Origin of the sequence: Treponema denticola, from assembly GCF_024181605.1 — a bacterium.
Classification (GTDB): domain Bacteria; phylum Spirochaetota; class Spirochaetia; order Treponematales; family Treponemataceae; genus Treponema_B; species Treponema_B denticola_B.
Map to the genome: position 1 here is coordinate 2698198 of NZ_CP054477.1, position 23992 is coordinate 2722189.

Annotated in this window: 22 protein-coding genes; 14 read left to right on the top strand and 8 right to left on the bottom strand. The window is 39.3% G+C overall.

Annotated elements, in window-relative coordinates; genetic code table 11:
* Nucleotides 1-437: 437 nt before the first annotated feature.
* Genes flhA through fliQ form a run of 4 tightly spaced genes read right to left on the bottom strand, consistent with a single transcriptional unit; the run spans nucleotide 438 to nucleotide 4794 of the window.
* A complete protein-coding gene (gene flhA / locus E4N80_RS12635) occupies nucleotides 438-2534 on the bottom strand; it encodes a flagellar biosynthesis protein FlhA (protein ID WP_253699515.1) in 2097 nt (698 codons plus the stop codon).
* Between the two features lie 8 nt (nucleotides 2535-2542).
* Complete coding sequence (flhB, locus tag E4N80_RS12640) at nucleotides 2543-3715, bottom strand: flagellar biosynthesis protein FlhB (RefSeq protein ID WP_253699516.1); 1173 nt, start codon at nucleotides 3713-3715, stop codon at nucleotides 2543-2545.
* A complete protein-coding gene (gene fliR, locus E4N80_RS12645; protein ID WP_253699517.1) occupies nucleotides 3712-4506 on the bottom strand; it encodes a flagellar biosynthetic protein FliR in 795 nt (264 codons plus the stop codon). Before fliR ends, flhB begins: the two co-directional genes overlap by 4 nt.
* 18 nt (nucleotides 4507-4524) lie before the next feature.
* Entirely contained in the window at nucleotides 4525-4794 is a 270-nt protein-coding gene (gene fliQ / locus E4N80_RS12650) for a flagellar biosynthesis protein FliQ (RefSeq protein ID WP_002666830.1), read from the bottom strand.
* 130 nt (nucleotides 4795-4924) lie between these two features.
* On the opposite strand from fliQ, the gene E4N80_RS12655 reads away from it, so the two are divergent.
* The 6 genes from E4N80_RS12655 (at nucleotide 4925) to E4N80_RS12680 (ending at nucleotide 11899) form a co-directional block, all read left to right on the top strand.
* The gene (locus E4N80_RS12655) at nucleotides 4925-6076 is read left to right on the top strand and encodes an iron-containing alcohol dehydrogenase (RefSeq protein ID WP_253699518.1); all 1152 of its coding nucleotides are present in this window, start codon (nucleotides 4925-4927) and stop codon (nucleotides 6074-6076) included.
* A 1-nt stretch (nucleotide 6077) separates the two neighbouring features.
* Nucleotides 6078-6866: a TrmH family RNA methyltransferase gene (locus E4N80_RS12660; protein WP_253699519.1), complete on the top strand. Its 789-nt coding sequence runs from the start codon at nucleotides 6078-6080 to the stop codon at nucleotides 6864-6866.
* A 483-nt stretch (nucleotides 6867-7349) separates the two neighbouring features.
* A complete protein-coding gene (locus E4N80_RS12665) occupies nucleotides 7350-7985 on the top strand; it encodes a hypothetical protein (protein ID WP_253699520.1) in 636 nt (211 codons plus the stop codon).
* A gap of 25 nt (nucleotides 7986-8010) precedes the next feature.
* The gene (gene hutI, locus E4N80_RS12670) at nucleotides 8011-9252 is read left to right on the top strand and encodes an imidazolonepropionase (protein ID WP_253699521.1); all 1242 of its coding nucleotides are present in this window, start codon (nucleotides 8011-8013) and stop codon (nucleotides 9250-9252) included.
* 68 nt (nucleotides 9253-9320) lie between these two features.
* The gene (locus tag E4N80_RS12675; protein WP_253699522.1) at nucleotides 9321-9962 is read left to right on the top strand and encodes a cyclodeaminase/cyclohydrolase family protein; all 642 of its coding nucleotides are present in this window, start codon (nucleotides 9321-9323) and stop codon (nucleotides 9960-9962) included.
* 92 nt (nucleotides 9963-10054) lie between these two features.
* Nucleotides 10055-11899, top strand: a complete 1845-nt coding sequence (locus E4N80_RS12680; RefSeq protein WP_253699523.1) for an ABC transporter ATP-binding protein — start codon at nucleotides 10055-10057, stop codon at nucleotides 11897-11899.
* A gap of 64 nt (nucleotides 11900-11963) precedes the next feature.
* Here the strand turns inward: E4N80_RS12680 and E4N80_RS12685 are convergent, their stop codons facing one another.
* From E4N80_RS12685 to E4N80_RS12695, 3 genes are all read right to left on the bottom strand, one after another.
* The gene (locus tag E4N80_RS12685) at nucleotides 11964-13847 is read right to left on the bottom strand and encodes a tetratricopeptide repeat protein (RefSeq protein WP_253699524.1); all 1884 of its coding nucleotides are present in this window, start codon (nucleotides 13845-13847) and stop codon (nucleotides 11964-11966) included.
* 4 nt (nucleotides 13848-13851) lie between these two features.
* Nucleotides 13852-14859, bottom strand: a complete 1008-nt coding sequence (gene pta / locus E4N80_RS12690) for a phosphate acetyltransferase (protein WP_253699525.1) — start codon at nucleotides 14857-14859, stop codon at nucleotides 13852-13854.
* Between the two features lie 121 nt (nucleotides 14860-14980).
* Entirely contained in the window at nucleotides 14981-16060 is a 1080-nt protein-coding gene (locus tag E4N80_RS12695) for a biotin--[acetyl-CoA-carboxylase] ligase (protein ID WP_253699526.1), read from the bottom strand.
* 177 nt (nucleotides 16061-16237) lie between these two features.
* Here E4N80_RS12695 and E4N80_RS12700 point away from each other — a divergent pair, with 177 nt between their 5' ends.
* Together E4N80_RS12700 and fabF are read left to right on the top strand one after the other, a co-directional pair.
* Nucleotides 16238-17890: an AMP-binding protein gene (locus E4N80_RS12700; protein WP_253699527.1), complete on the top strand. Its 1653-nt coding sequence runs from the start codon at nucleotides 16238-16240 to the stop codon at nucleotides 17888-17890.
* Nucleotides 17891-18054: 164 nt separating this feature from the next.
* Nucleotides 18055-19290: a beta-ketoacyl-ACP synthase II gene (gene fabF / locus E4N80_RS12705; RefSeq protein WP_253699528.1), complete on the top strand. Its 1236-nt coding sequence runs from the start codon at nucleotides 18055-18057 to the stop codon at nucleotides 19288-19290.
* 114 nt (nucleotides 19291-19404) lie between these two features.
* Here the strand turns inward: fabF and E4N80_RS12710 are convergent, their stop codons facing one another.
* Nucleotides 19405-19632, bottom strand: coding sequence for a hypothetical protein (locus tag E4N80_RS12710; RefSeq protein ID WP_253699529.1), 228 nt, complete (start codon nucleotides 19630-19632; stop codon nucleotides 19405-19407).
* 271 nt (nucleotides 19633-19903) lie between these two features.
* Between E4N80_RS12710 and E4N80_RS12715 the strand changes: the two genes are divergently transcribed.
* From E4N80_RS12715 to E4N80_RS12740, 6 genes are all read left to right on the top strand, one after another.
* On the top strand, nucleotides 19904-20329 hold the full coding sequence (locus tag E4N80_RS12715) for an HIT family protein (RefSeq protein WP_002666879.1): 426 nt from the start codon (nucleotides 19904-19906) through the stop codon (nucleotides 20327-20329).
* Between the two features lie 66 nt (nucleotides 20330-20395).
* Nucleotides 20396-21232 (top strand): PD-(D/E)XK nuclease family protein, encoded by an 837-nt coding sequence (locus E4N80_RS12720; protein WP_002676311.1) that lies wholly within the window; start codon nucleotides 20396-20398, stop codon nucleotides 21230-21232.
* Nucleotides 21233-21332: 100 nt separating this feature from the next.
* Nucleotides 21333-22067: a hypothetical protein gene (locus E4N80_RS12725; protein ID WP_253699530.1), complete on the top strand. Its 735-nt coding sequence runs from the start codon at nucleotides 21333-21335 to the stop codon at nucleotides 22065-22067.
* A 16-nt stretch (nucleotides 22068-22083) separates the two neighbouring features.
* Nucleotides 22084-22803, top strand: a complete 720-nt coding sequence (atcR, locus tag E4N80_RS12730) for a response regulator transcription factor AtcR (RefSeq protein WP_253699531.1) — start codon at nucleotides 22084-22086, stop codon at nucleotides 22801-22803.
* Nucleotides 22803-23543 (top strand): histidine kinase AtcS, encoded by a 741-nt coding sequence (atcS, locus tag E4N80_RS12735; protein WP_253699532.1) that lies wholly within the window; start codon nucleotides 22803-22805, stop codon nucleotides 23541-23543. Before atcR ends, atcS begins: the two co-directional genes overlap by 1 nt.
* A gap of 173 nt (nucleotides 23544-23716) precedes the next feature.
* Nucleotides 23717-23992 carry a hypothetical protein gene (locus E4N80_RS12740; protein WP_253699533.1) on the top strand — a complete coding sequence of 92 codons (276 nt, stop codon included), beginning with the start codon at nucleotides 23717-23719 and terminating at the stop codon, nucleotides 23990-23992.

Below are 23992 nucleotides of genomic sequence, written 5' to 3' on the forward strand. Positions count from 1 at the left end.
ATTAACTTATCACATAGAATGAGAATTCTGAAATAGTATATTAAATTTGATAAGTCTATAATTTACAAACACTTATAGAATTTCAGCCTATATCGTTACCTAAGCAAAAAAATAAAGTAAAACCAATAGAAACGGTTTTATTCAACTATTGAACAGCTATTAAATACTTATTTTTAAGTGATTTTCCGGTAGTTGCATACCGTCTTTTAACTTATCATTTTAATCCAAAAGAACCGTATCGTCCGCTCTATAAAGCGAAGCAAAAAGCGATATTCTTTTTTAAAGCGGCTTTTTAGAGATGCTCTTAAAGGTATGGATAGTTTACAGTTTGCAGCTGCTATAGTTTATGATTGTGATTTATTTTTGACCAATGATCGGCAGTTATTTCAGTTTAAAGAAATAAACTGCCGAGTATTAGAGTAAATTTTATATGAACCTTATTGAATTTCCGGGGTTATGTTTCCCATGCCGATGACCGAAACATCCTTTGGAATTTCGGGGACGGATAAGACCGGAACCATGGGCATTTCGTATTCAAGAAGCCGCTTTATCAAAAGTCTGCCTTCTTCGGGAACGAGGATAACCGCGATGCCTACAAATTGTGCATTAAAGTTGTTGTATGCGTTTTGAACGGCTCTAAGCCATGCTTTTTTCGATTCAGTGTCTATTGCAGGTTGAGGCCCGGTCAGGGTATCTATGCGGCTTGCCAAAACTGTTTGGAAAAAGGCTGAGTCTACCATAAAAGCCCTCAAGGACTTGTCTTCTCCCAGATATTGCTGAACAATTTGTCTGCCTAACCTTTGTCTGACTTTTTCGGCTATTATATACATGTCTCCGGTTATGCGCCTATAGTCTGCTATGGTTTCAAGAATGGCCGTGGTGTTTCGTATGGAAACATTTTCCCTAAGGAGGCACTTAAATACCGTTTGCAAGTCTCCTAATGTCAGCTTGTCATTTGACTGAATTTCGTCGACGACGATTGGGTTTAATTTTTTTGCGGAATCCAAGATGTTGCTTACCATCTGTCTTGAAAGGATGTCATCCGCATGTGTTTTTATAACCTGCGTTAAATGGGTCGCTATGATGGAGGGAGGGTCTATAACCGTATATCCGGCCCTTTCCGCGGCTGCTTGGTTTGATTCGGAAATCCAAATAGCCGGAAGACCGAAGGCCGGATCTAAGGTAGGTTCGCCGGGGATTTCATCTTGAACATTTCCAGGGTTTACTGCGAGGTATGCGCCCATTCTTATCTTTGATCTCGCTACCTCGGCTCCCTGTATTGTAATACAATATTCATCGGGAGGAAGATTCATGGCATCCATCATTCTGATAACCGGCATTACAAGACCGGTTTCGAGGGCTATTTCTTTTCTTATGCGTTTAACCCGCGGAACGAGGTCTGAGCCTCTTTTTTCATCGACCAATGGAATAAGACCGTATCCGAATTGCAAGGATAGATCGTCGTATGGGCTTACAGCCTTGGTATCGTCGGTTTCGGTTTTTGCCGCTTTTTCCGATGCGGCTTGGGCTTCTTTAGCGGCCTGTTCTTTTTGAGTCCTTGTTACCTTTGTTGTCTGCAGCCTCCAGCCTAAAAAAGCAAGGCTTAAAGCAATTATAATTAAGATTATTGAGGGGAAACCGGGTAAAACTGCCATCACAGTCAAGGTGATAGCTGCTATGTAATAAACAGTCGAATTGCGTGCAAACTGGTCCGTGATGTCTTTTCCGAAAGAGCCTGTTGAAGCTGAGCGGGTTACTACAAGACCTGTTGCAACCGATATAAAAAGAGAAGGAAGCTGAGCTAAAAGTCCGTCCCCTATTGTAAACCTTGTGTACATCTGCATCGCTTTAGTGAATTCTTCTTGTCTAAACACTATACCTACGATTAAACCTGCTACAATATTTAAGACCGTTATAAAGATTCCTATTTTTACGTTTCCCGAAACGAATTTACTCGCACCGTCCATAGCCCCGTAAAAATCCGTAGACCTTTGTAATTCTTCTTTTTTCTTTCGGGCTTCGGCTTCAGTTATAACGCCTGCATTGTACTCTGCTTCTATAGACATACTTCTGGTATTATTAAAGTCTAAGGCAAAACGGGCTGCAACCTCGGCAATTCTTGTTGCTCCCTTTGTGATTACAAAGGCTTGAACGGCAATCAAAATGATAAAAACTACAAAACCTATGACCAAACCTTGATTTCCTGTAGAGCCGATAACAAATTGACTGAAGGCTGCTATCATCTTTCCGTCAAATTTTTCTCCATATGTTAGAATAAGCCTTGTAGATGAAACGTTTAGGGCAAGGCCGAATATGGTGGAGACTAAAAGCAATGAAGGGAAAACCGTAAACTCCGTAGGTTTGTCTACAAATAAAACTATTAGCAATATTATCAAGCTGAATATAAGATTCAGTGCCATAAAAAAGTCTAAAAGAGCTGTAGGCAGAGGAATAATAATTACAAATATTACCAAGATAGCTCCCATAGCTACCAAGGCATTCGGTGCTTCCTTAAAAATTCTGTTTTCGGCCATTTATCGGGTTACCTCCATCTTTTCCTTAACATTTCTTTTTCTTTCATCGAGTAAATTTTTAAGAAAATAATCGAAAGCGATTGATAGTACTCGCTTGGAATTATCTGTCCTAAATCTACGTTAGCGTAAAGGGCTCGGGCTAGGGGAACATTTTCAATCGTAGGAATATTGTTTTCCCGGGCAATTCTTTTTATGTTTTGGGCTGTTGCATCAACTCCCTTCGATATAACCATGGGAGCCGGCATAACGCCTTGTTTCCATTGAAGAGCGACAGCATAATGGGTCGGGTTTGTAATAACGACATCGGCATCCGGAACATTTTTTATACCGGTCTTTTGCAAGATTGCCTGCATCTGCCTGTTTATTTGAGCCTTTACCATCGGATCGCCTTCCAATTCTTTATACTCATCGGTTACTTCCGTTTTTGACATTTTTAAAGATTCCGAAAACTGACGTTTTTGGAAAAAGTAATCGGGAATACTTAAAAGAACCAATGCGATCGCAGCATACACCAGTATTTGCGCCGCCGTTTTTGCTATAAAAATTATCGAATTGGGAAAGTCGGATTGAAGCAGGGCTATCATCTTTGTAATATTGTTTTTTATAACAAGATATCCTATAAAGCCTATAATGACAACCTTAAAAAGCGATTTAGCCAAATTAAAAAGTCCTTCGGCAGAAAAGAGAGCTCTTTTAAAGAACCTCACAAAATTGGGAGTAACCCTTTTAAAATCGGGCTTAATCGGTTTTGTCGAAAATAAAAAGCCTCTGTTTTGAATAATATTTCCCAACACTCCCGAAATTAGGGCTACCCCTGTTATCGGAAAAACCGTTTTAAAAAAATATGTAATAAAAATCCCGAACCAAGCTCCGTTTAAAACATCTTCTGTTGTGCAGCGTTCAAAAAAGAAGGCGATGACCTGCATTAAAGATTTAAATATGTAGGGCCCCATTATTATAAGGCTGATTACGGGAAGCAGCACAACCATTGCAGCATTTAAGTCCTGACTTTTTGCAACTCTTCCTTCTTCCCGGGCCTTACGTATCTTATATTCGGTCGGATCTTCCGTTCTGCCTTCATCTTCGGCAGCGAACCACTGCAAGCCTATCTTTTTATTGAGGAGCAGCTCTTCTTGAGAAAAATATTTTTGATAAAGGAGGGGCGATTTTCCTGATATCATTTAGTACCCCCTAAACTGTCTAAAAGCCGCCAAAAATCCGAAAAGCCTTTTTCCAAAATAATTTCAAAGGTGTTTATAAAAAAAGGCAGAGCAAGGGCTAAAATAAAAAAGGCTGTTAAAATAGTAATGGGGAAGCCTTCCGATAAAAGGTTCATCTGAGGGGCAGCCTTTGTTAAAAGTCCCATTGTTATGTGAATTAAAATAAGAGTACCCATAACAGGCAAGGCAATTATCATTGCGTTTAAAAAAAGATTTCCAACCGCTCCTAAAAGATAGGTCGAAAGCTCCTCCTGCCTTTCCAAAAACAAAAAGCAGTTTACATGCTCAATACTCTTCATTATTCCGCCTAAAAAAAGACGTTGGAAACCGTTTATGCGTAAAAAGATAAGGACTGCAATAAAGTTAAAATATTGACCCACGAGGGGGTTTTCAACTTGAGCTAGGGCATCAAAAACTCCTGATGCCCCAAAGCCCATCTGGAACGAAAAAAACTGTCCCGCCGTGCTGAATGTAGAAAATAAAATGCTTATAAAAAAACCGGTTAAAACACCGATAAGCCCTTCTCCAAGAAGTAAAAGAAGATACTCAAGACTGAAGGCATTTAGATTTCCGAAGTTGGGATAGGCATAGGGGGTTACCATAAATGCAGTTAAGCCTGCAAGAGCAACCTTTGCAATTCGTGAAACATTGCGCATTGACATTAGGGGAGATGTCATTAATATGGCAAAAATGCGGACAGCTGCGAGTAAAAAAATAGGTTCTCTATTTAGGATAAAGTCGAAGGGCTGCATTTATTTATAGAATGTCCCTTATCTTACCAGCTGAGGAATTAAATTCATTAAAGAAACAAAATATTCCCTTAAAACCGTAATCATCCAAGTTGCAAGAAGCGCAATCATTCCCAAAATAGTTAAAATTTTAGGAACAAAGGTCAGCGTCTGTTCCTGTATGGAAGTAGTCGCCTGAAAAATTGCAACAATTAAGCCTACTAAAAGAGCTGCAACTAAGATGGGCGCGGAAAGCATCAGTATGATACCTATACCTTCACGCATTAAAGTAACTATAGTACCTGTAGTCATAGTCCCCTCCATAATGACCTAGGGTTTTCTGTCATTATAAACAAAAATACTATATTTTGCAAGGCAGCAATTAAAATTCAAGTTTAAAAAAAATATGCCGAAAATTTATTCTGTAAAGGAATTTGAAAAGATGGCAGATTTTGTATTTAAAGTTTCATCAAAGGTTATTTTAGGTAATTATTCTCTTGCCCGCATCGGGGAGGAAGCTGTAAAATTCGGAAATAATTTTATGTTTGTGGTTGACCCTTTTTTTGAAGATATGGGGTTAGTAGATAAGGTCCGAAAATCTCTTGAAGAAAAAAACATCTCCCTTTTTGTATTTAACGGTTTTGAACAGACAGCCGACTCTGAGGTTATAGAAAGAGCTCTTTCATTAGCAAGAGGAGCTCATATAAGAGGCGTAATTGCCTGCGGCGATATGACAGCATGTGCCATAGGAAGGGCTATCGCGGCTCTTTATAATGAAGATAAACCTGTTTATCGCTATATTGAAGGAGAGCCTATTACGGCAGAGTCCTTACCTTTTATCCAAGTTCCTACGACATGCAGCGATCCCTTTTTATTTGGAAATTCCAGTTTTATTGTAGATTCCAGAAATAGGACCGTAAATTTATTAAAGATAAAAGAAGATTTATGCGATCTTGTAATTTTTGATTCAAATACATATGCAGGCCTTGCGCCCAATGCGATGACTTCAATGATTTTTGCAGGTCTGTGTTCTACCTTTGAAGCATATGTTTCGACAAGGGGCAGTTTTTTTTCGGAGACTATCTTGGGAAAGGCTGTCGAAATATTTTTAATTTCCATTGATCCTCAGCATGAAAAACTTGTCGGAATGCCTAGAGAAGAACTTGTGGCTCAAGCTGCTTGTCTTTCCGCTATCGGAATTGCGGCTTCCGCACCCGGACTTGGAACAGCCGTTGCCCTAGCTGCGGGCGGAAGATATAGAATTTCAAAATCCCTTATTGCAACGATTTTACTTCCTCATGTTATTAATGATGCGATTTCTTCAAGCCTTTCAAAGACCGTTGCTGTAGCCAGGATGCTGGGTGAAACCATGCTTGAAGGCGGAGATGCTGCCGAAGTTGCAAAACGCGGCGTTGAGGAAATTAGAAGAAGGCTTGCTGAAGCTAATTTACCTATACGCTTAAAAGATATAGATTTAACTATCGAATCCCTTGTGCCTGTTGCAGAAGATGCCGCCCGCTTGAGTTTTATGAACTATAGTCCAAGGCCCCTTGCAAATCACGATATTTTTGAAATTATAAAACAGGCTTTCTAAGATGCCTGAGATTTTCAAGCTTTATAACTTACCCCAAAAACAAAGATGCCGTAAAATATTGCGGATATTGGAATCGGCTGAAGCCGCTCTTGTTCAAAATAGGGCGGACGAATTTTTGGATGCCTTTTATCTGCGTTCTCTTTTAAAAATTATTTTAGACGATTTGGATTCCGAGCCTTCTTTAAAAGTTCAAAAATGGATTGAAGACCCTCAGGAAAAAGATAAAAGAAAGATTATCAATTTTGTCAGATACGAGCTTTATAAAAAACTTGATACAGCACCTGCCGAGTGGGACTTGATTTTGCCTAACTCCTCTGCAGATGAAATTACAAATTTCAGGCGTACTTTTTTTGAAGGGGTTTATGTCTATGCCGAAGATATCCGCACTCCTTTTAACATAGGTTCGATTTTTAGGACGGCAGAATCTTTCGGGGTCGAAAAAGTTTTTTTGTCTTATGATTGTGTTTCCCCTGAAAGCCCCAAGGCTAAAAGAACGGCGATGGGCTGTACCGAGTATCTCCCGTGGGAGAGGGCCGATCTTGAAAGCCTTCCCGATCTTCCGCTTATTGTACTTGAAACGGGCGGGACCGATATTTCAAAGTTCGATTTCCCCAAAAAAGGAATTGTCGTTATCGGCTCGGAAGAATTAGGAGTCAGTCCCGAAGCCGTAAAAAAAGCTCAAGGACGAGTTATCACAATTCCTATGTATGGAATAAAGGCCTCGATAAACGTAAGTGTCGCCTTCGGTATCTGTATGCAAAAATGGTGTGAGGCTCTTACAGCCGATTGAATTAATTGGTAAGGTATAATTATGCGTTGCGGGGTATACGTCGAATACTGTTTTTTGTGGAGTAACGCAGTACTGACAGCACTTTTGAAAATAGGCGAGGTAAGTACAAGGAGTTTAGCAAAAGCGAAGCGGAGGCGTACTTGCTGTACGTCGAGGACTGTTTTTTGTGAAGTAACGCAGCACTGACAGCTCTTTTGAAAATAGGCGAGGTAAGTACAAGGAGTTTAGCAAAAGCGAAGCGGAGGCGTACTTGCTGTACGTTGAGGACTGTTTTTTGTGAAGTAACGCAGTACTGACAGTACTTTTGAAAATAGGCGAGGTAAGTACAAGGAGTTTAGCAAAAGCGAAGCGGAGGCGTACTTGCTGTACGTTGAGCATTCGCTTTTGTGTAACGACGCAGTAATTGCCCGCCTATTTTCAAAAGCCCTATTGAAAAACATCTTCTTTAATGCTATCCTATCTCTGCTGATTGCGGAGGTAAAAATGAAAAAAATTAAAACCGTTTTTTTTATGACTATTCTTGTACTTATTTTTACAGGATGTGAACTTTTGGATTCTTTAGCCAAAGAAACCGAAATAATTAAACAGATAAAAGATGAAGATCTAAGAGGTTATACCGTAACATGGCTGATTTTTGCAGATGACAGCGATGCTTTAAAATCTGCGGCCTATAAAAAAGCTGCTGCATACTATAAAAAGGCTTCCGAAAACGCCGGTTTAAAAGATCAATTTCAAATTATAGTTGTTTCCGACGGTATTGAAAAAGCAATTCGCGAGAAGGTAAAGGAAGCCGGTTTTGATGCGGATTGTTTCCCGCTAAAGTGGAACGGCAACGTGAAAAACAAATATAATCCTAACGATAAAAAAAATTATTCCGTCTTTTTCGATAAAAAGGGTAGAGCTCTTTTTAGTATGACGGAAGATTGGAAATTCGAAAATTACGGCGGCCTTGCCGATTATTCTCTTGAAGCTGCCGGTTTAAATAATATAAATGAATTAAAAAATCCTCTCACCTTTTTTAATACCTTAAATAAATTTAAGGAAGACGATATTTTTAAATTTATAAACAATGCCGTGAACTTAAACCTAAAAGATATTTTAAGATATTTTATAAATTAATCTTATTTTTTATGGAGGATTTAAGATGACTTTATTTATAAGCGATAGTATTTTTTCTTCTACTGAAAAAAAAGGAGAAGACTTTGATAAGGCCTTTGCCGGTTACATTATTGTAGAAGACGGTCTCATCCAAAAGGTTGGCAAGGGAGAAGCTCCCGAAAGTTTAAAAAGCCAAGCCGAAAAAGTAATAGATGCACGGGGAAAGACTATTACGGCAGGACTTGTCGATGCACACACCCACTTGGTACACGGCGGTTCACGCGAGCATGAGCTTGCAATGAAACTTGCAGGAAAAACTTATCTTGAAATCCACGCAAGCGGCGGCGGCATTTTCAGCACCGTAAGGGCTACCAGAGCCGCTTCAAAAGAAGAGTTGACGCAAAAAGCTTTAACTAGCCTTGACCGAATGCTTATTCACGGTACAACCACCGCCGAATCGAAAAGCGGTTACGGCCTCGACATGGAAACCGAAATTAAGTGTCTTGAAATAAATTCTTATCTGAATGAAAATCATCCTATCGACATTGTTTCAACCTATATGGGTGCTCATGCAACTCCGCCCGAATTTAAGGACAACAAGGAAGGCTATATCAAGTTTATGATAGAAGAGGTTATGCCCGAGGTTAAAAAACGCGGCTTGGCGGAATTCTCCGATGCCTTTTGTGAAGACAAGATTTTTTCCGTAGAAGAAACCGAAAGAATAATGAAGGCCGCTGCCGATCTAGGTTTTAAGCTGAAACTTCATGCCGATGAGATTATTCCTCTAAAGGGAGCGGAACTTGCAGCAAAGATGAATGCTCACTCAGCCGAGCACTTGATGGCTATATCCGATGAAGGCATTACAGCTCTTGCACAATCAGGAACGGTTGCCGTTCTTCTACCTGCGACTTCTTTCTTTTTGATGTCGCCTATTTATGCACCTGCAAAAAAGATGATTGAAGAAGGTGTAAGGGTCGCCCTTGCAACCGATTACAACCCCGGAAGCAGCCCGACGGAAAACCTGCAAATGGCTATGTGGGCAGCTTGTTACAAGATGAAGCTTTTGCCCGCACAAATTTTACGCGGCGTTACAATCAATGCGGCTTATGCGATAGCTCGTGAAAAAACTATAGGCAGCATCGAAGAAGGGAAACAGGCTGACCTTGTTATCTTTGATGCCCCGAATATAGATTTCCTTGTTTATCACTTCGGCGTAAATTCCGTCGCTCAGGTTTGGAAAAAGGGAAAGCTTGTTGCCGAAAAGGGCAGGCTTGTTTACAATAACTAAATTTTTTAGTTGTAATACTTGAAGTTAATTAATTTGAACAAAAATAATTTGAAAATAGGAGATATTTTATGGAATTAGTAAAAATGACGGTAAGTGCCTTTGTTGACGAAACAGCAAGCGACTCACCCGCTCCCGGAGGCGGTTCCGTTTCTGCATTGGCAGGTTCTCTAGCCTCGGCCCTCGGTCAGATGGTTATCCGCTTGACAACAGGAAAAAAAGCCTTTGCTTCTCTCGACGAAAAAACTCAAGAAGAATTTAAGGCTCAGCTCTCGAAATTAGAAAAGGCTCAAAAACGATTGGTCGAAATCATTGATGAAGACACACAGGCCTTTAACGCCTTTATGGAAGCCCTAAAGCTGCCCAAGGACACCGATGAGCAAAAGGTAAAGCGCAGCAAGGCTATGTCCGATGCTACTGTTGTGGCAATGCAGGTTCCGCTTGAAACAGCTAAGACCTGTTTGGAGGTGTTACGCTTTTTACCCATTGTTGCCCTTCACGGAAACAAAAATGCCGCTTCCGATGCCGGTGTTGCAGCTCTTAATGCCCGCTCCGGTTTGGAAGGTGCTATCTTAAACGTTAAGATAAATCTAGGCGGAATCGATGATGCGCCCCTCTGCGAAAAAACAAGGGCTGAATGCAACAAAATGCTTGAAGAAGGCGAAAAGCTAAAGACCGAAATTTTAAAAACGATCTATTCTAAGATTGAATAGGTTTAAAGTTTCACGAAATTTAGCTTTAACCTAAATAAAAAAGGCAAGCTTCAAAAAGAAGCCTGCCTTTTTTAAGCAAAATGATGAATAGAATGAAGTCTAAATTTATACGAACTTTTATTTTGTTTTTTAAAGCTTCGCCTTTCAGGGTAAGTGCCGTAATTGTGTTGACCCTAGCCTTAGGTGTTTTCCCGTCTTTAAGAATTTTTATTTCGATGAAGCTCATCGACTTAATTGCTGATCTTTTGCAAAGCTCAAAGGAAATCGCCTTTGGGGAAACATTTAAGCTCTTGGCGGTTTGGGCTGTAATTACCCTTGCTTCCGAATTAGCCGTAAAACTTCAAGCAACCTTAAATGCCCTTATAAATGAAAAATTTTCTGCATCCATTATGACTGGTCTATCCGAAAAACTGGCAGGCCTTACCGATCTTTCTTTTTTTGAAAAAAGAGAAAACCTAGTAAAGGTCGATATGGTAAGAGAACAATTACAGGTAAGACCTCAAAACTATGTTTTTAATATCATTTTAAATTTTCAGCGCATTGTAAATTTAATAAGCATGTTTGCTGTCCTATTTTCGATCGATTATCTTTTGCCGATTTTGATGATTTTTTCAACCCTGCCCGTATTTTTAATTTCGCAAAAGGCGGGAAGACTTCAGTGGGCCGAAACCGAAAAACTTCAAGATAAGAGGCTGAAGATGGCTACATACATCAAGCATGGACTTGAAGGTGAAAAAGCAAAGGATAATTTTTTATTCGGCTTTACCAAAAACTTTAAAAATACTTATTTGAGCATAAGAGATGAGTACTTAAAAAACTTTATCAAAATTGCTCATAAGGGCTTGGCTTTTCAATTAATTACAAGTTTTGTTTCTGCCCTGATTATGATAACCTTATTTTTCTTAATGATTTTTATTGTCGTAAAAAAAAGAATTGCCGTCGGGGCCGTAGCAGGTTATGTACAAGCCTTTATGTATACCCAATACGAAATACAGGATTTGGCTATGTACGGAAGATGGTATTTTACGATAATGGGGTACTTTCAAAACTATTTTGATATTATGGATTGGACCGAGAAACATCGGGGCGTTGAAGATGTTGAACAATCCGAGCGGATAATTTTAAAAGAAAAAATAGAATCTATTGAATTAAAGAATATCCGCTTTGCTTATAGAGGAAAGGAATTCGACAATGACGGAAACGATATAAGCGATTATGCAATAAAAGATTTATCTCTTTTTATAGACGGTAAAAAAACTTATGCAGTTGTAGGAAAGAACGGCAGCGGTAAAACCACCTTGATAAAACTTTTAACGGGCTTTTACACACCCCAAGAAGGGAGTATCATAATAAACGGCAAATACAATCTTTCCGATTTGGATATGGATTCATATCGGGAAAGACTATCGGCAGTATTCCAAGATTTTGCCGTTTACTCAGGCTACACTGTAGATGAAAACATTTTTGTAAAACCTGAACACTCTGAGGAAGAAGAAAAAGAAAAGGTAGAAAAGGTTAAATATTTAGGGAAAGACTTTGAAAAGAAACTTGAAAATAATTATTCCCTCATTTTGGGAATGCAGTACGGCGGCAAAGAATTTTCAGGCGGACAAAGGCAGAGGCTTGCAGCTCTTCGCTCCTTTATCAAAAAAAGCGATATAATATTTTTTGACGAACCTACCTCTGCAATAGATCCAATAGCCGAAAACGAATTTATCGAAAGTATTCTTATGCAGGGCAAAGGAAAAATCTCTCTTATCGTAACTCATAGAATGGGAAGCGTAAAATCCTGCAGCGATATAATCGTAATCGATTCGGGGCGTGTAATTGAAAAAGGAAACTTTGAAAGCCTCTTAGCCCAAAACGGTTTATTTGCAGAACTTTATAACAGCCAAAGAAAAAACTTTGTTGAAGAAGAATTTGGCCTAAGAAATTAGTCTAAGAGCTGCTTCCCAATCCTTAGCTTTAAAGCCGATAAGAACAGCGGTTTCTACCTCCAAATTATTTCCCGTAAGCTTTTTCCAAGAATTCGGCAGCATGTTTGTTTTTAGGTTCTTTTTCCAATATGTATTGAAAAGTTTTTATTGCATCTTCTTTCTTTTTTAGGCGCATTTGAAGGATGCCTTTGATGAGCATGGAGTCGGTCTTAATGCCGAACATTTTTTCTGCAGCTTTTAAAAGATCGAGGGAGACTTTTGTTTGTCCCATTTTATCAAGACAAAAGACGAGATTGTGTAATAGAAGCCTTTCTTCCGGTTTAGCCCTAAGCATCTTTCTATAAAGAATAGCGGCTTTTTGGTATTGTCCTGCCTTTCTTCGGAATAAAGCAAGCTCAGGATCAAAATTAACTTTTTTGCCTTGACTCATTAAAATTTCAAGCTGATTGCCGGCATCTTCCCAACGCTCGCATTTTTCCAAAAATAGCACATAGTCCCGCCTTATGTAGATATTCTTTCCCCATTCATTTAGATATGAGTTATATGCTTCATCAGCTTCCTTATGTAACTGTAAATTTTCGTAAGAGGCGATAATTCCTATTTTAGCTTCTTCATCTTTTTCGTTGATGCTCAAAGCTCTTTCATACCAGTTTAGGGCAAGGTCGGGCATGTTCAGTTTTATGTAGCAGCAGCCCATCGCATTAAAAATAGCCGAATCGGCTCTTCCGTTTTGAATAAGAGCTTGAAGATGAGGCAATACCTCTTCGGGCGGATTATCGATATGAGCAGCGGTAATTATTTTATAATAATAAATATCGTCCGTATCGCAGACGCCGCTTGCTTCGGCCCGCAGGATTGCGGCACTAAGTTCCTCCCATCGGTATGCTTCTTGAAGGGCGAGCATTATGCCGTAATGCGGATAAGGATTTTCGGGCTCGTGCTCAAGAGCGCACTTATAATGACCCAAGGCTGTGTTGGTATTGCCCATAGAACGCTGAGCTTCGGCTGCGAGGAGGCGTATTTCGGCATCGCTTCCAAAGGTTTTAATAAAGATGCGGGCAGCAACGGCGGCTCTTGAGTAATCGCCCCGCTCCATATGTTTTTTGATAACGCCCATTGCAAAAAAGCGATCCGAAACTCCGTCATCGGGAATCTCAATACCAAGCTTTGCAAAATCTTCGGCCGCTCCGGCAGCATCGCCCAGCTGCATCTTAATCATTGCAGGATACCACTTTAGGGCGGGATCATCGGGCTCGAATTCGCAAGCCACTTCGTATTGGCCTAGAGCCTCCGGAAGATAGCCCTCCATTTTTAGGGCATGAGCAAGATAGAGGCGCGGAGCAACTCCGTCTATGCCGTTTTTTATTGCAAAGCTGAACATTTGGCGAGCCATATCTGCGTTGCCGTTTCTTAATTCATAAACTCCTTCAACAAAAAGAGAATTTAAATATCCGGCATTCAGCTTTGTATCCGAAGGAGCAAACTTTAGGGCTTCTTCAAAGGTTTCTCTGGCAAGACGCGGCTTTTTCCATTTTAGATAAGCCGAGCCGAGCATTGCCCTTGTTTCAAGAGGATGGGGATTGAGTTTTAAGCTTTTTTCAAGACAATAAACGGCCCTGTCATACTGCCCTGCCGCCAAATAGGAACGGCCCAAAAAAAAGAAGCCCATAGGTAAGTCCGAATTAGCGGAGGCCGAATCCGATGAGCATCTTTTAACATAGGCCTTACCATAGGCTATGGCTCTGCCGTAATTGTTTACGGCAGCCCAAGCCCTTGAAAGGTATAAATATATTTCGGGATTTCCCTTTTTTTCGCCGTAAAAGGGAGAAGATACTTCGGCTAAGCCCTCTGCGGCTAAGTTTTCTAAAATTAAAATTGAAGTCTTATAGTCGCGTTTTTTCCCGGCTTCAATAGCTTCATTTATAAGCGCATTTACAGACTTAGCCATAGGGTTATTTTCTTCCGGCTTGAACCAAGGTTACAGCCGAGGTGGTGATTATGTCGTCTACCGAGCAGCCTCTGGAAAGGTCGGATATGGGCTTTGCAAAGCCCTGGAGGAAGGGGCCGAGGGCTTCTGCACCGGCAATTCTCTGTACCAGCTTATATCCTATGTTTCCGGCTCCGAGGTCGGGGAAAATCAGGGTATTGGCCTGTCCTTTTACGGGAGAATCGGCAGCCTTTTTTTGCATAACTGAAGGAACTATGGCGCAGTCCAACTGGATTTCTCCGTCAAAGACAAAATCGGGTTTTCTTTCCTGTAAGATTTTTACGGCTTCGCGGACGCGTAAAATATTTTCATCCTTGTCCCCGCCCGAACCCTTGGTAGAAAAGGATAGCATTGCAACAATGGGCTCCGTACCGGCAAAGGTTCGGCAGCTCATAGCTGCAGAGCAGGCAATGTCGGCTAACTGTTCAGAGCTGGGAGTCGGAATTACGGCACAGTCCGAAAAGATAAAGACTCCGTTTGCTCCGAGTTTGGGATTTTTTGTGTCCATCAAAAAGCAAGAAGAAGCGGTTTTCATTCCCGGAAGGGTTCCGATAACTTTTAAGCCTGCACGGAGTACATCGGCTGTTGTGTTTAAGGCTCCTGCAACCATTGCATCTGCCTTATCTTGAACCAACATCATCGCTGCAAAGCCCAGCTCTGCACTCATTTCTATTTTAGCCTGTTCAAGGGTCATACCCTTGGCCTTTCTTTTTTCGTAATAGCTTTCGGCAAAGGAATCGAGCCATTCCGATTTTTTCGGATCGATTATCTTGATACCGTCAAGTTTTACCGCTGCCTTAGAAGCCGCTGCAGAAACAGCATCATCGGAACCGATTAAAAAAAGCTCCGATACCAATTTTTCGTCTACGATAGATCGGGCTGCTTTGAGAGTCCTTTCTTCAGTACCTTCAGGCAAAACAAGGCGGTTAGCATACATCTTTGCCTTTCTTTTCATTTCATCTACAAAACTCATAATTTTCTCTCCTTAATCTTTTCCGTATGTTTAAATTAGACTAACAATTTTTATTTGCATCGTATTTTAGCACTTTTCAATATTTATGTCTAGCAAAGCATCTGTTCAAAGATGAGCTTTTTTAAGGTTCAAGCTCCAAACTAACCTCGCCCGAAATTAACTCATCTTTTTTGCCGTCATCGGTTTCTATGATAAGATGCCCTAAATCGCTGATTCCCAAAACCAAGGCTTGATATGGAGAACCGGCAAAGGGCAGAACTCTTACCTTTTTTCCCGTAAGGAGGGAGAGGTTTTTATATTCTTCCATTAAGTTTTCTTGAGAATGTATACCGTAAAGGGCTTCAATCAAGCTCGATATAATAGAAGAAGCTAAAACATTCCGGTTGAGGGAAGGAGCTTCGGCTTCACTAAAAAATGAGCCGATTTCGGTAAAAAGTTTGTCGGCTTCGGCAAAGAGCGAGCCGGCCTTGTTTTTAAGTTCGGGAGGAAAATTAGACTCTTTTACATTGAGGCCTATACCTATAATTACAGCCTGCACTGAGGAAGTTTCCATATCGATAATTCCCTCACTTAAAATGCCGCAGATTTTTTTTCCGTTAAGATAAATATCGTTTACCCACTTTATTTGCGGAGCAAAGCCCAGAGCCTTTAAGCAGCGGCAGATAACCGTTGCCGAAATTGCCGTGTAAAGAGCGGAAGAGGGCACTTCCTTTTCTGCTCTTGTCGGAATTGAGGGGCAAAAAATCATACTAAAATATAAGCCCGCTCCTCTCGGCGAATAAAAACTGCGTGAAAAGCGGCCTCTCCCGGCGCTTTGATGCTCGGCAAAAAGAACCGTTCCGTGAAGGGACTCGGCTCTGCTTGAAGAAGTTAAACGCCTTTTTGCCTCAGTATTAGTGGAATCTATTGTCTTAAAAACTTCAATCTTCCTCTGACAGACAGATTGAGCAAAGGCAGATAAGTTCTTTTCAATTGAAAAAGCGTTCAGCACATCGGAAGATGACTTTAGAATATAGCCCTTGTTCTTTCCGCCTTCAATTTCATAACCTTCATCCCTTAGCTTTTGCACGGCCTTCCATACGGAAACCCTTGAAAGTCCTAAGCGCAAAGCCGCTTCTTCGCCCGAAAGAGGGCTTCCGTTTTGTTCTATAAGCATATCCAAAAGGATATCGCTCGTTGTCCTTGATATAAGTTCTTCCATATAATAACGCGAGTTTGCTTTATGCAAACTCGACAGCGTTTTTCAGCCGCGCTATTTTAGCGGCTGAAAATAAGCCCCCCTTTAAATTCATCAAATGGAATTCTAGCATATTTTTCATTTTTTTTCTATTGCAACCTTTTCGGAAAAGCCTTGTCTATAGTCTTATAAGGTGAAACTATGTTTTATAAAGAATATATAAACTATATTGAAAGCGATGATTGGGAAACCGTACATAATTCTTTTTCAGTCAAAGCTCCCGAGAATTTTAATTTTGCTTATGACATAATAGATAGAATAGCGAAGGAATACCCCGAAAAGGAGGCTCTCGTCTGGTGCGATGAAACCGAAGAAAGGATTTTTTCGTTCGGAGAATTGACAAAGCAGATAAATAAAACAGCCAATTTCTTTAAGGCGATGGGAATAGGAAGAGGCGACACGGTTTTGCTTTTTTTGCGAAGAAGATACGAGTTTTGGTTTGTTCTTCCCGCCCTGCATAAAATAGGCGCTATAGCCGTTCCTGCAACTGTCCAGCTCGCAGCCCATGACATTGAATACCGTATTCAATCCGCCAATATAAAAATGATAATGGCCGTACAAGAAAAGAATTTGCAAGAAGAAATTCAAAAAGCTGCCGAATCCGCTTATAATAAGCCCCTCCTCGTCTGGGTGCATGACGAAATGGAGGGGTGGATTTCCTTTGATAAACTCGTAAAAAATATGAGTGAAGATTTTACACGGCCCCAAGGAGAAGCCTACCCTTGCGGAAAGGACACCGCTCTTTTGTACTTTACCTCAGGCACTTCGGGTAATCCCAAAATGGTGGAGCATAATTTTTTATATCCTCTAGGGCACATTGCAACCGCAAAATTTTGGCAAAACGTCAAGGAAGGCGGAAGGCACTTAAGCGTTGCCGAAACAGGCTGGGCAAAGGCCATGTGGGGAAAGATTTACGGTCAATGGCTTTGCGGCTGTGCCGTCTTTGTATACGACATGAAAATGTTTATCCCTAAAAACATGCTCGAAAAATTATCAAAATACAGGGTAACTTCCTTTTGTGCACCTCCTACCGTTTACAGGTACTTAATCCGCGAAAAAATAGAAGATTACGATTTATCCTCATTGGAAGAATGTACAACGGCAGGTGAAGCCCTTAGCATGGACATCTTCAATACCTTTAAAGAAAAGACCGGAATAGAACTGCGGGAAGGCTACGGGCAAACAGAGCTTACCCTCACAACAGGATCCTTCCCCGGAATGAAAATCAAACCCGGTTCAATGGGAAAGCCCGCCCCCGGCTATGAGATAGATATTATCCGCCCCGACGGATCTTCTTGCAAGGCAGGAGAATCGGGAGAAATCATCTTGCGTTTGGATAAAAAGGTTCCCTTTGGAATGTTCGGCGGTTATCATAAAAATGAAGAAAAAACGGCCGAGGTTTTTAAGGACGGAGTTTACCACACGGGAGACGCCGCCTATAGGGATGAAGACGGTTATTTTTGGTTTGAAAGCCGAACCGATGACCTTATAAAAAGCTCCGGTTTCCGTATAAGCCCCTTTGAGGTGGAGTCGGTTCTTTTACAACATCCGGCAGTCTTTGAATGTGCGGTAACAGGCGTACCCGACCCGAAAAGAGGCCAGGCGGTAAAGGCCTTTGTTGTTTTAAATAAAACCTATCAGCCAAGCCAAGCCTTAGAAAAAGAGCTTATGTTCTTTGCAAAGAAAAATGCGGCCCTCTACAAGGCCCCGCGTTCTCTCGAATTTGTAGAAACTTTGCCTAAAACCCACAATGGCAAGATAAGCCGGGCTGAAATAAGAAGCCGAAAGGCCTGATAAAAAGGCTTACAGATAAAAACCGGCCTTGACAGAGAAGCCGTAAGCAAGTAGACTTTGTTCAGTAAAAGCTGTTATGTAGACAGTCTGACATAAAAAACGTTCTTTAATAAAGAACAATAAAGAGTACAAAAATGCGGAAATTTACGCAAAAAGGAGTTTATATGAGAAGAGTTGTAATTACAGGCCTCGGTGCCGTAACCCCCATAGGAAACACCCTGGATGAAACATGGGAAGGAATCAAAGCCGGTAAATGCGGAATCGGAAACATTACCCAATTTGATTGTTCCGATTTTAAGATTCAGATAGCGGCAGAGGTAAAAAACTTTGACGCTTCACAATTTATGGATAAAAAAGATGCCCGTAAAATGGCGCGGTTCACTCAATTTGCCGTAGCCGCAGCTTCACAGGCAATGAAGGATGCAGGCCTTTCAAAAGAAACCATCGATGCAAACCGCACAGGTATAATACTCGGAAACGGTATAGGCGGTTTTGAAATCTACCAAGAAGCTTTTAAAAAATACTTTCAAGTTGCTCCGGATCGTATTCCGCCGATGACTGTTCCCCTTCTTATTCCGAATGAGGCAGCCGGAAACATAAGTATGCAGTTCGGTATAAAGGGGCCGTCTTGGACCTTGGCCACAGCCTGTGCTTCAGGTACCGATGCTCTCGGAAACGCTTTAGACCTTGTCCGCTCAGGAAGGCTTGATGTATGCGTATCGGGCGGTACGGAATCTACAATTACCGGTTTCGGTATAAGCGGTTTTACGATTTTGCAAACCCTCGCCTCAGGCGATCCTGCCAAGGCTTGCTGTCCCTTCGATAAAAAGCGTTCAGGCTTTGTAATGGGCGAAGGCTCAGGCATTCTCATTCTTGAAGAATATGAACATGCAAAAAAGAGGGGAGCTAAAATATATGCGGAATTTGCAGGCTATGGAGCTTCCTCCGATGCCTACCACTTAACCAGCCCCGACCCCTCAGGTGACGGAGGCGCTTTGGCCATCACCAACGCCCTCGCCGATGCAGGCGTAAAACCTGAAGAAGTTCAATACTATAATGCTCACGGAACCTCGACACCAATCAACGACCCTGCAGAAACGGCCATGATTAAAAAGGCTTTCGGCGACCATGCGTATAAAATGAAGGTTTCTTCAACCAAGTCGATGATAGGCCACTGCTTAGGTGCCGCAGGAGCTCTTGAAGCTATCTTCTGTATAAAGGCAATGGAAGATGGATTTTATCCCCCGACCATCAACCTAACCGAACCCGACCTTGAAGCCGGCTGTGATTTGGACTATGTTCCGAACAAGGGCGTCAAAGGCGAAATAAACTGTGCCGCCTCAGGCTCTCTCGGCTTCGGAGGCCATAACGGCGTTGCCATCTTTAAAAAGATAAAGTAAGGGCTTTTTAAAAAGCAGTAAACGGATGAGCTAAAACCGTTCAGAATGTATGGACTTCCAACATTTTGAACGGTTTTTTGTTGGTTGAAAAAGACATGGCCTTGGAAATATTTTTTAATCATCAGTATCGTGTATATTAGTTTTCATAATAGCTATTGTCTCTTCTAATGTGGATAATCTTATTTTATTGTCTTTTTCTAGTGCGTATTGCGGATAACCTACACAAGCCCCCTCTTGTGCTTTTAGCCATACTAAATATACTTTATAGCCTTTCCAATCGGGCTTGGCTCTATATTTGTCGAAATCTGTGTTATGAGTTTTAATAAAATCTTGAATTGTCATTTGACCTCTCCCATTATTTGTCCTCTTAAAGATTAGTTTAGTCCGATTCAGTATAATCATTGTTCAGCTATCATTTTATCATTTATCTGCCATACTGCATAGCCATGCTGAGTTAGATCTTTGCTATGGCTTTTACTCTGTAACTATGGGTACATTCTCTGGCTTGTAGACACAAATGCTTTTTTCTTACTTGAAAAAAATAAGGTATTGATGTAGGATTAAGGATGAAGAAGTTTTGTTAAGAATATAATCTAAATAGGAGACAGCAAAAATGGATAATTGTATATTTTGTAAAATTATTAAAGGCGAAATACCCGCAAGTAAGATTTATGAAGATGATGATTGCTTAGCATTTTTGGATATTCAGCCTGTAAACGCAGGCCATGTATTAATAATTCCCAAAATACACGAACAATACATATATAAAATCGATGACAAGATAACATCTAAAATGTTTATGGTAACAAATAAAATTAACAAAGCAATACGTCAGTCTAAAATAAAATGTGAGGGTATTAACTATTTTTTAGCAGATGGAGAAGCTGCCTTTCAAGAAGTGAGCCATGCTCATATACACTGTTTCCCAAGATATAAAGATGACGGATTTAAACTACAGTTTTCTGGAAGGTACTATAATCACAAGCCGAATAGAGAAGAATTAGAAAGAGTAGCTAAGGAAATACGAGAAAATTTGTAAAGTAAAACAGTATACCTTTATAATTTTTTGTGTGTGCTATAGCAATACTTTAAACATGGAGAAAAAATGGAAAAAATAAAATCATTGTTTGATTTATACAATCGTAAAGAAACCGGCTTATCAAGAACTTTGGCTTGCTTATTTTATTCTGACTATAGGGTAATTCGAGAAATTATAAAAGGCGAAAACTTTAAATTTAAAAAGGAAGATGTTAAGACACTAGAAGTTTATTATGAGCCCAGTTTTGGTTCTGCACGTTTTGATATCCTTTGTTTAAGCAAGAATTATGCAATAGTTATAGAAACTAAAATAGGGCTAAGCACTGTTGGACAAGATCAAATGAATAGGTATTTAAAAATTCTTGAAAATTACAGTCAGCCGAAAAAGATTCTTATATTGCTAACACAGTATAATAATCAAATTGAATTTTCAGCAAACACTAATGTAAAGATTCTGTATAAAGAATGGAAAGAAATATATGAAGTAATCAAAAAATACAACATAACTATAAATATCGCAGATGAATTTGATAGTTATCTTACAGGGAGTCAAAATATGAAAATATCGGATATAGACATATGGGCGGTTGTCATCAATAAAGATGCTGAGATCAAAAGAATAGAGGAAGACCTTGTTTATAGAAATGACAATTATCACCAGCCAATATTTATCGGGATTCGTGAATGGGATACAGATGCAAAAAAAGTATTGATAAAAAAATTATATCCCGTAAAAGAAATTATACCGCCTAAAACCCCTCGTTCTCGTATTTATAATTCTGATGATGATAAAGCATACATCTATGTTTTGGATAATCCGCTAATATTGGAAAAACCAATATATAAAAAATTCAATCAAAATTCAGCTATAAGCGTAAGTTTTTCTGATCTAGAATTTGCATAATATACACTTCCCGATAATAATTTATTATTTTATCGTCATCTTGTACTTCTTGCTCAAAAGATATACAATAATGTTAATATAATAACACAGGAGTTATAAAATGAAAAAAATATCGTTTGAATTAATCAAAAAAATTGATTTTGTATTAATTTTTATTTTCTTGATTTTGGGAATTATTACATGGGCTATTGTTATGATAGATGCATTTGGTCCATTTAGCCGCCATACCGTATCAAATGAAGTAGCAATTGTTGAAGACGATACAAAAGAGGAGATACGGGAATATATAGAATTCAATGAAAAGCTAAAAGATGTTTTTATTTTTAATCTTAAAAGTTCAAAAATAAAAGCCGATGGATTGTATGATGATATATCTGCATCCTGCTTTAAATCGGATTCAAGTTTTTTAGGAAAATCATATAACGAAGGAATTACCAACTTTATCTTTATAAAAGATACAAGTTATGAAGAGTATAAATTATTTGACTCAAATATTTTTATATATAAATATAGATTTGCTGAAGAAAAAACCAGAAATGATATTTATTGCGATAAAAATATTTATGCTGTTGTAAATGAAGATACAAATGATGATAAGACTCTAAATTCGGAAGATAATATAGCCTTATATATTTCCGACTATGACGGTAAAAATTTAATTAAAATTTCAAACTCAGTATATAAAGCTAGAATTACAGACAATAACCAACTTTTATTTACTCAATATGATGGAAACCTTTTGACATTCTTTTTGTATGATCTTAATTTAAATAAAAAAACTAAATTAAAGTCAGCCGAACAAGAAGCTCCGGAGAAATATATTTCTTTCTATTGATAAGATTAGCAAAACCATGCTTAAAATAGCCGTCATCGAAGATAATGAAGTTCAATCCCGCCTCTTAAAAGACTATGCAAACGAATGGGCAAATAAAAATACTCTTTTGCCGGAAATTAAACTTTTTTCTTCAGGCGAACAGTTTTGGTTTGAATTTGAAGAGCTTTCCGATATAGATATAATCTTATTGGATATACAGATGTCTAGGATAAGCGGCATAGAGCTTGCCAAAAAAATAAGAAAAACAAAAAGCAATGCAGTTATCATCTTTATAACAGGTATACCCGACTATATGCAGGAAGGGTATGATGTTGAAGCTTTACACTATCTTTTAAAACCTGTAAAAAAAGAAAAGCTCTTTGATTGCTTGGATAGAGCCTTAAAAAAACAGGATAAAGTTAAAGAAGAAAATTTTGTATTTTCCTGCGAAGGCCGTCTTACAACATTAAAGCAATCTGAAATTGTTTTTATAGAATCTATTTCGCATAATCTAAAAATAAAAACTTTAAAAACCGAATACATAACAAGGATGAATTTATCGGAGGCGGAAGAAAAGTTAAATTCCAAACTATTTGTAAAAACTCACAGAGCCTTTATCGCAAACCTGATGCACATAAGGCAGCTTCAAAAAGACAAGGCCGTCCTTGCAGATAATACTTTAATTCCTATAAGCCGCAGGGAATATAAAAATGTCAACACCCTCTTTATCAGCTTTTTTACCCAAGGAGAAAACTGATGTTCATTTTTATACTTGTTTTAAGCTCAATCCTCTTGCTGTTTATACTTCTGTACTTTTTAATTAAAAGAGCCGTCAATAAGCGTTTTGATGATTTTGAAAATGGCCTTATCAATAAATACTACGAAGATGTAGATTCCATCTATAAAAAAATGCGCGGCTGGCGGCACGACTTTCATAATCATATTCAGGTTATGAAGGCTTATCTTGAATTTAAAAACTATGATGAACTTGAAAGCTATTTAAACAATCTAACCGAAGACTTGATTAAGGTAGACAGTGTAATCAAAACCGGAAACCTGATGAGCGATGCAATCTTAAATACGAAGGCAGCTATAGCTCTTTCCCATGATATAAAACTAAACATAAAAGCCTCCATTCCTGAAAACATAGCCTTAAGCGACCTTGAACTTTGCGTAATAATAGGAAATCTTTTTGATAATGCCATTGAGGGTGCTTTAAGTCTAAAAGAAAAAGAGAAAAGATTTATAAGGGTGTACATAAGAAAATTAAACGACAACCTCTATATCTCGTTTACAAATTCTTGCGAGGGCCGCCGCAAAAAGACTCAAGGAAAATTTCTTACAACAAAAGAAGGTAAAGATCACGGCTTCGGCTCAGGCCGCATCGATGCAATAGTAAAAAAATATTCCGCCTTTATAAACCGCCAAAGCGAAGAAGGCGCCTTCGCCGTAGAACTCATGTTTCCGCTTGTTTTGAGCAGCAACCCGCAGTTTTGAAAATAGGCGGAGCAGAGTCAAGGAGTCAGGCAAAAAAGTACCACAGGCACGACCAAGAATTAGTTTCTCTGGAACTAACAGATTATAAAAAAGAAACTTGGCTTTTAAATAATAATATTCATTACCTGTGCTTTGAGACCCCAAAAGAGGTAGTAATCCTAAGAAAAAGGGCAATGTTACATTTTGCAAAACAGTGCATAATAGCGGATTATGGAAGCGGACGGGATTTTTTTGCGACATCTACGCATTTAAAATATAATACGAAATTAAAAGATTTGTCAATTCAGAATTTAAAGCATTTTAGGCCTATGTTTGTACCGGAACAGTATAAAAGCCTTATTAAAGAGTATGTGGAGTGTCATTGTTCTAAAAAACAAGGCTGCATCGCTAGTGTTAAAATCAGCTTTTTAAAAATATGCGATTTAATCGAATTCTACCAATTAAAATAG

Coding starts and splice junctions, on each gene's coding strand:
- atcR (WP_253699531.1), top strand. CDS start 22,084: ATGCTTAAAATAGCCGTCATCGAAGATAATGAAGTTCAATCCCGCCTC.
- E4N80_RS12660 (WP_253699519.1), top strand. CDS start 6,078: ATGCCTGAGATTTTCAAGCTTTATAACTTACCCCAAAAACAAAGATGC.
- E4N80_RS12715 (WP_002666879.1), top strand. CDS start 19,904: ATGGATAATTGTATATTTTGTAAAATTATTAAAGGCGAAATACCCGCA.
- E4N80_RS12720 (WP_002676311.1), top strand. CDS start 20,396: ATGGAAAAAATAAAATCATTGTTTGATTTATACAATCGTAAAGAAACC.
- E4N80_RS12740 (WP_253699533.1), top strand. CDS start 23,717: ATGTTACATTTTGCAAAACAGTGCATAATAGCGGATTATGGAAGCGGA.
- E4N80_RS12695 (WP_253699526.1), bottom strand. CDS start 16,060: ATGGAAGAACTTATATCAAGGACAACGAGCGATATCCTTTTGGATATG.
- atcS (WP_253699532.1), top strand. CDS start 22,803: ATGTTCATTTTTATACTTGTTTTAAGCTCAATCCTCTTGCTGTTTATA.
- fliQ (WP_002666830.1), bottom strand. CDS start 4,794: ATGACTACAGGTACTATAGTTACTTTAATGCGTGAAGGTATAGGTATC.
- fabF (WP_253699528.1), top strand. CDS start 18,055: ATGAGAAGAGTTGTAATTACAGGCCTCGGTGCCGTAACCCCCATAGGA.
- flhB (WP_253699516.1), bottom strand. CDS start 3,715: ATGATATCAGGAAAATCGCCCCTCCTTTATCAAAAATATTTTTCTCAA.
- flhA (WP_253699515.1), bottom strand. CDS start 2,534: ATGGCCGAAAACAGAATTTTTAAGGAAGCACCGAATGCCTTGGTAGCT.
- hutI (WP_253699521.1), top strand. CDS start 8,011: ATGACTTTATTTATAAGCGATAGTATTTTTTCTTCTACTGAAAAAAAA.
- E4N80_RS12655 (WP_253699518.1), top strand. CDS start 4,925: ATGGCAGATTTTGTATTTAAAGTTTCATCAAAGGTTATTTTAGGTAAT.
- E4N80_RS12725 (WP_253699530.1), top strand. CDS start 21,333: ATGAAAAAAATATCGTTTGAATTAATCAAAAAAATTGATTTTGTATTA.
- E4N80_RS12665 (WP_253699520.1), top strand. CDS start 7,350: ATGAAAAAAATTAAAACCGTTTTTTTTATGACTATTCTTGTACTTATT.
- pta (WP_253699525.1), bottom strand. CDS start 14,859: ATGAGTTTTGTAGATGAAATGAAAAGAAAGGCAAAGATGTATGCTAAC.
- E4N80_RS12710 (WP_253699529.1), bottom strand. CDS start 19,632: ATGACAATTCAAGATTTTATTAAAACTCATAACACAGATTTCGACAAA.
- fliR (WP_253699517.1), bottom strand. CDS start 4,506: ATGCAGCCCTTCGACTTTATCCTAAATAGAGAACCTATTTTTTTACTC.
- E4N80_RS12685 (WP_253699524.1), bottom strand. CDS start 13,847: ATGGCTAAGTCTGTAAATGCGCTTATAAATGAAGCTATTGAAGCCGGG.
- E4N80_RS12700 (WP_253699527.1), top strand. CDS start 16,238: ATGTTTTATAAAGAATATATAAACTATATTGAAAGCGATGATTGGGAA.
- E4N80_RS12675 (WP_253699522.1), top strand. CDS start 9,321: ATGGAATTAGTAAAAATGACGGTAAGTGCCTTTGTTGACGAAACAGCA.
- E4N80_RS12680 (WP_253699523.1), top strand. CDS start 10,055: ATGAAGTCTAAATTTATACGAACTTTTATTTTGTTTTTTAAAGCTTCG.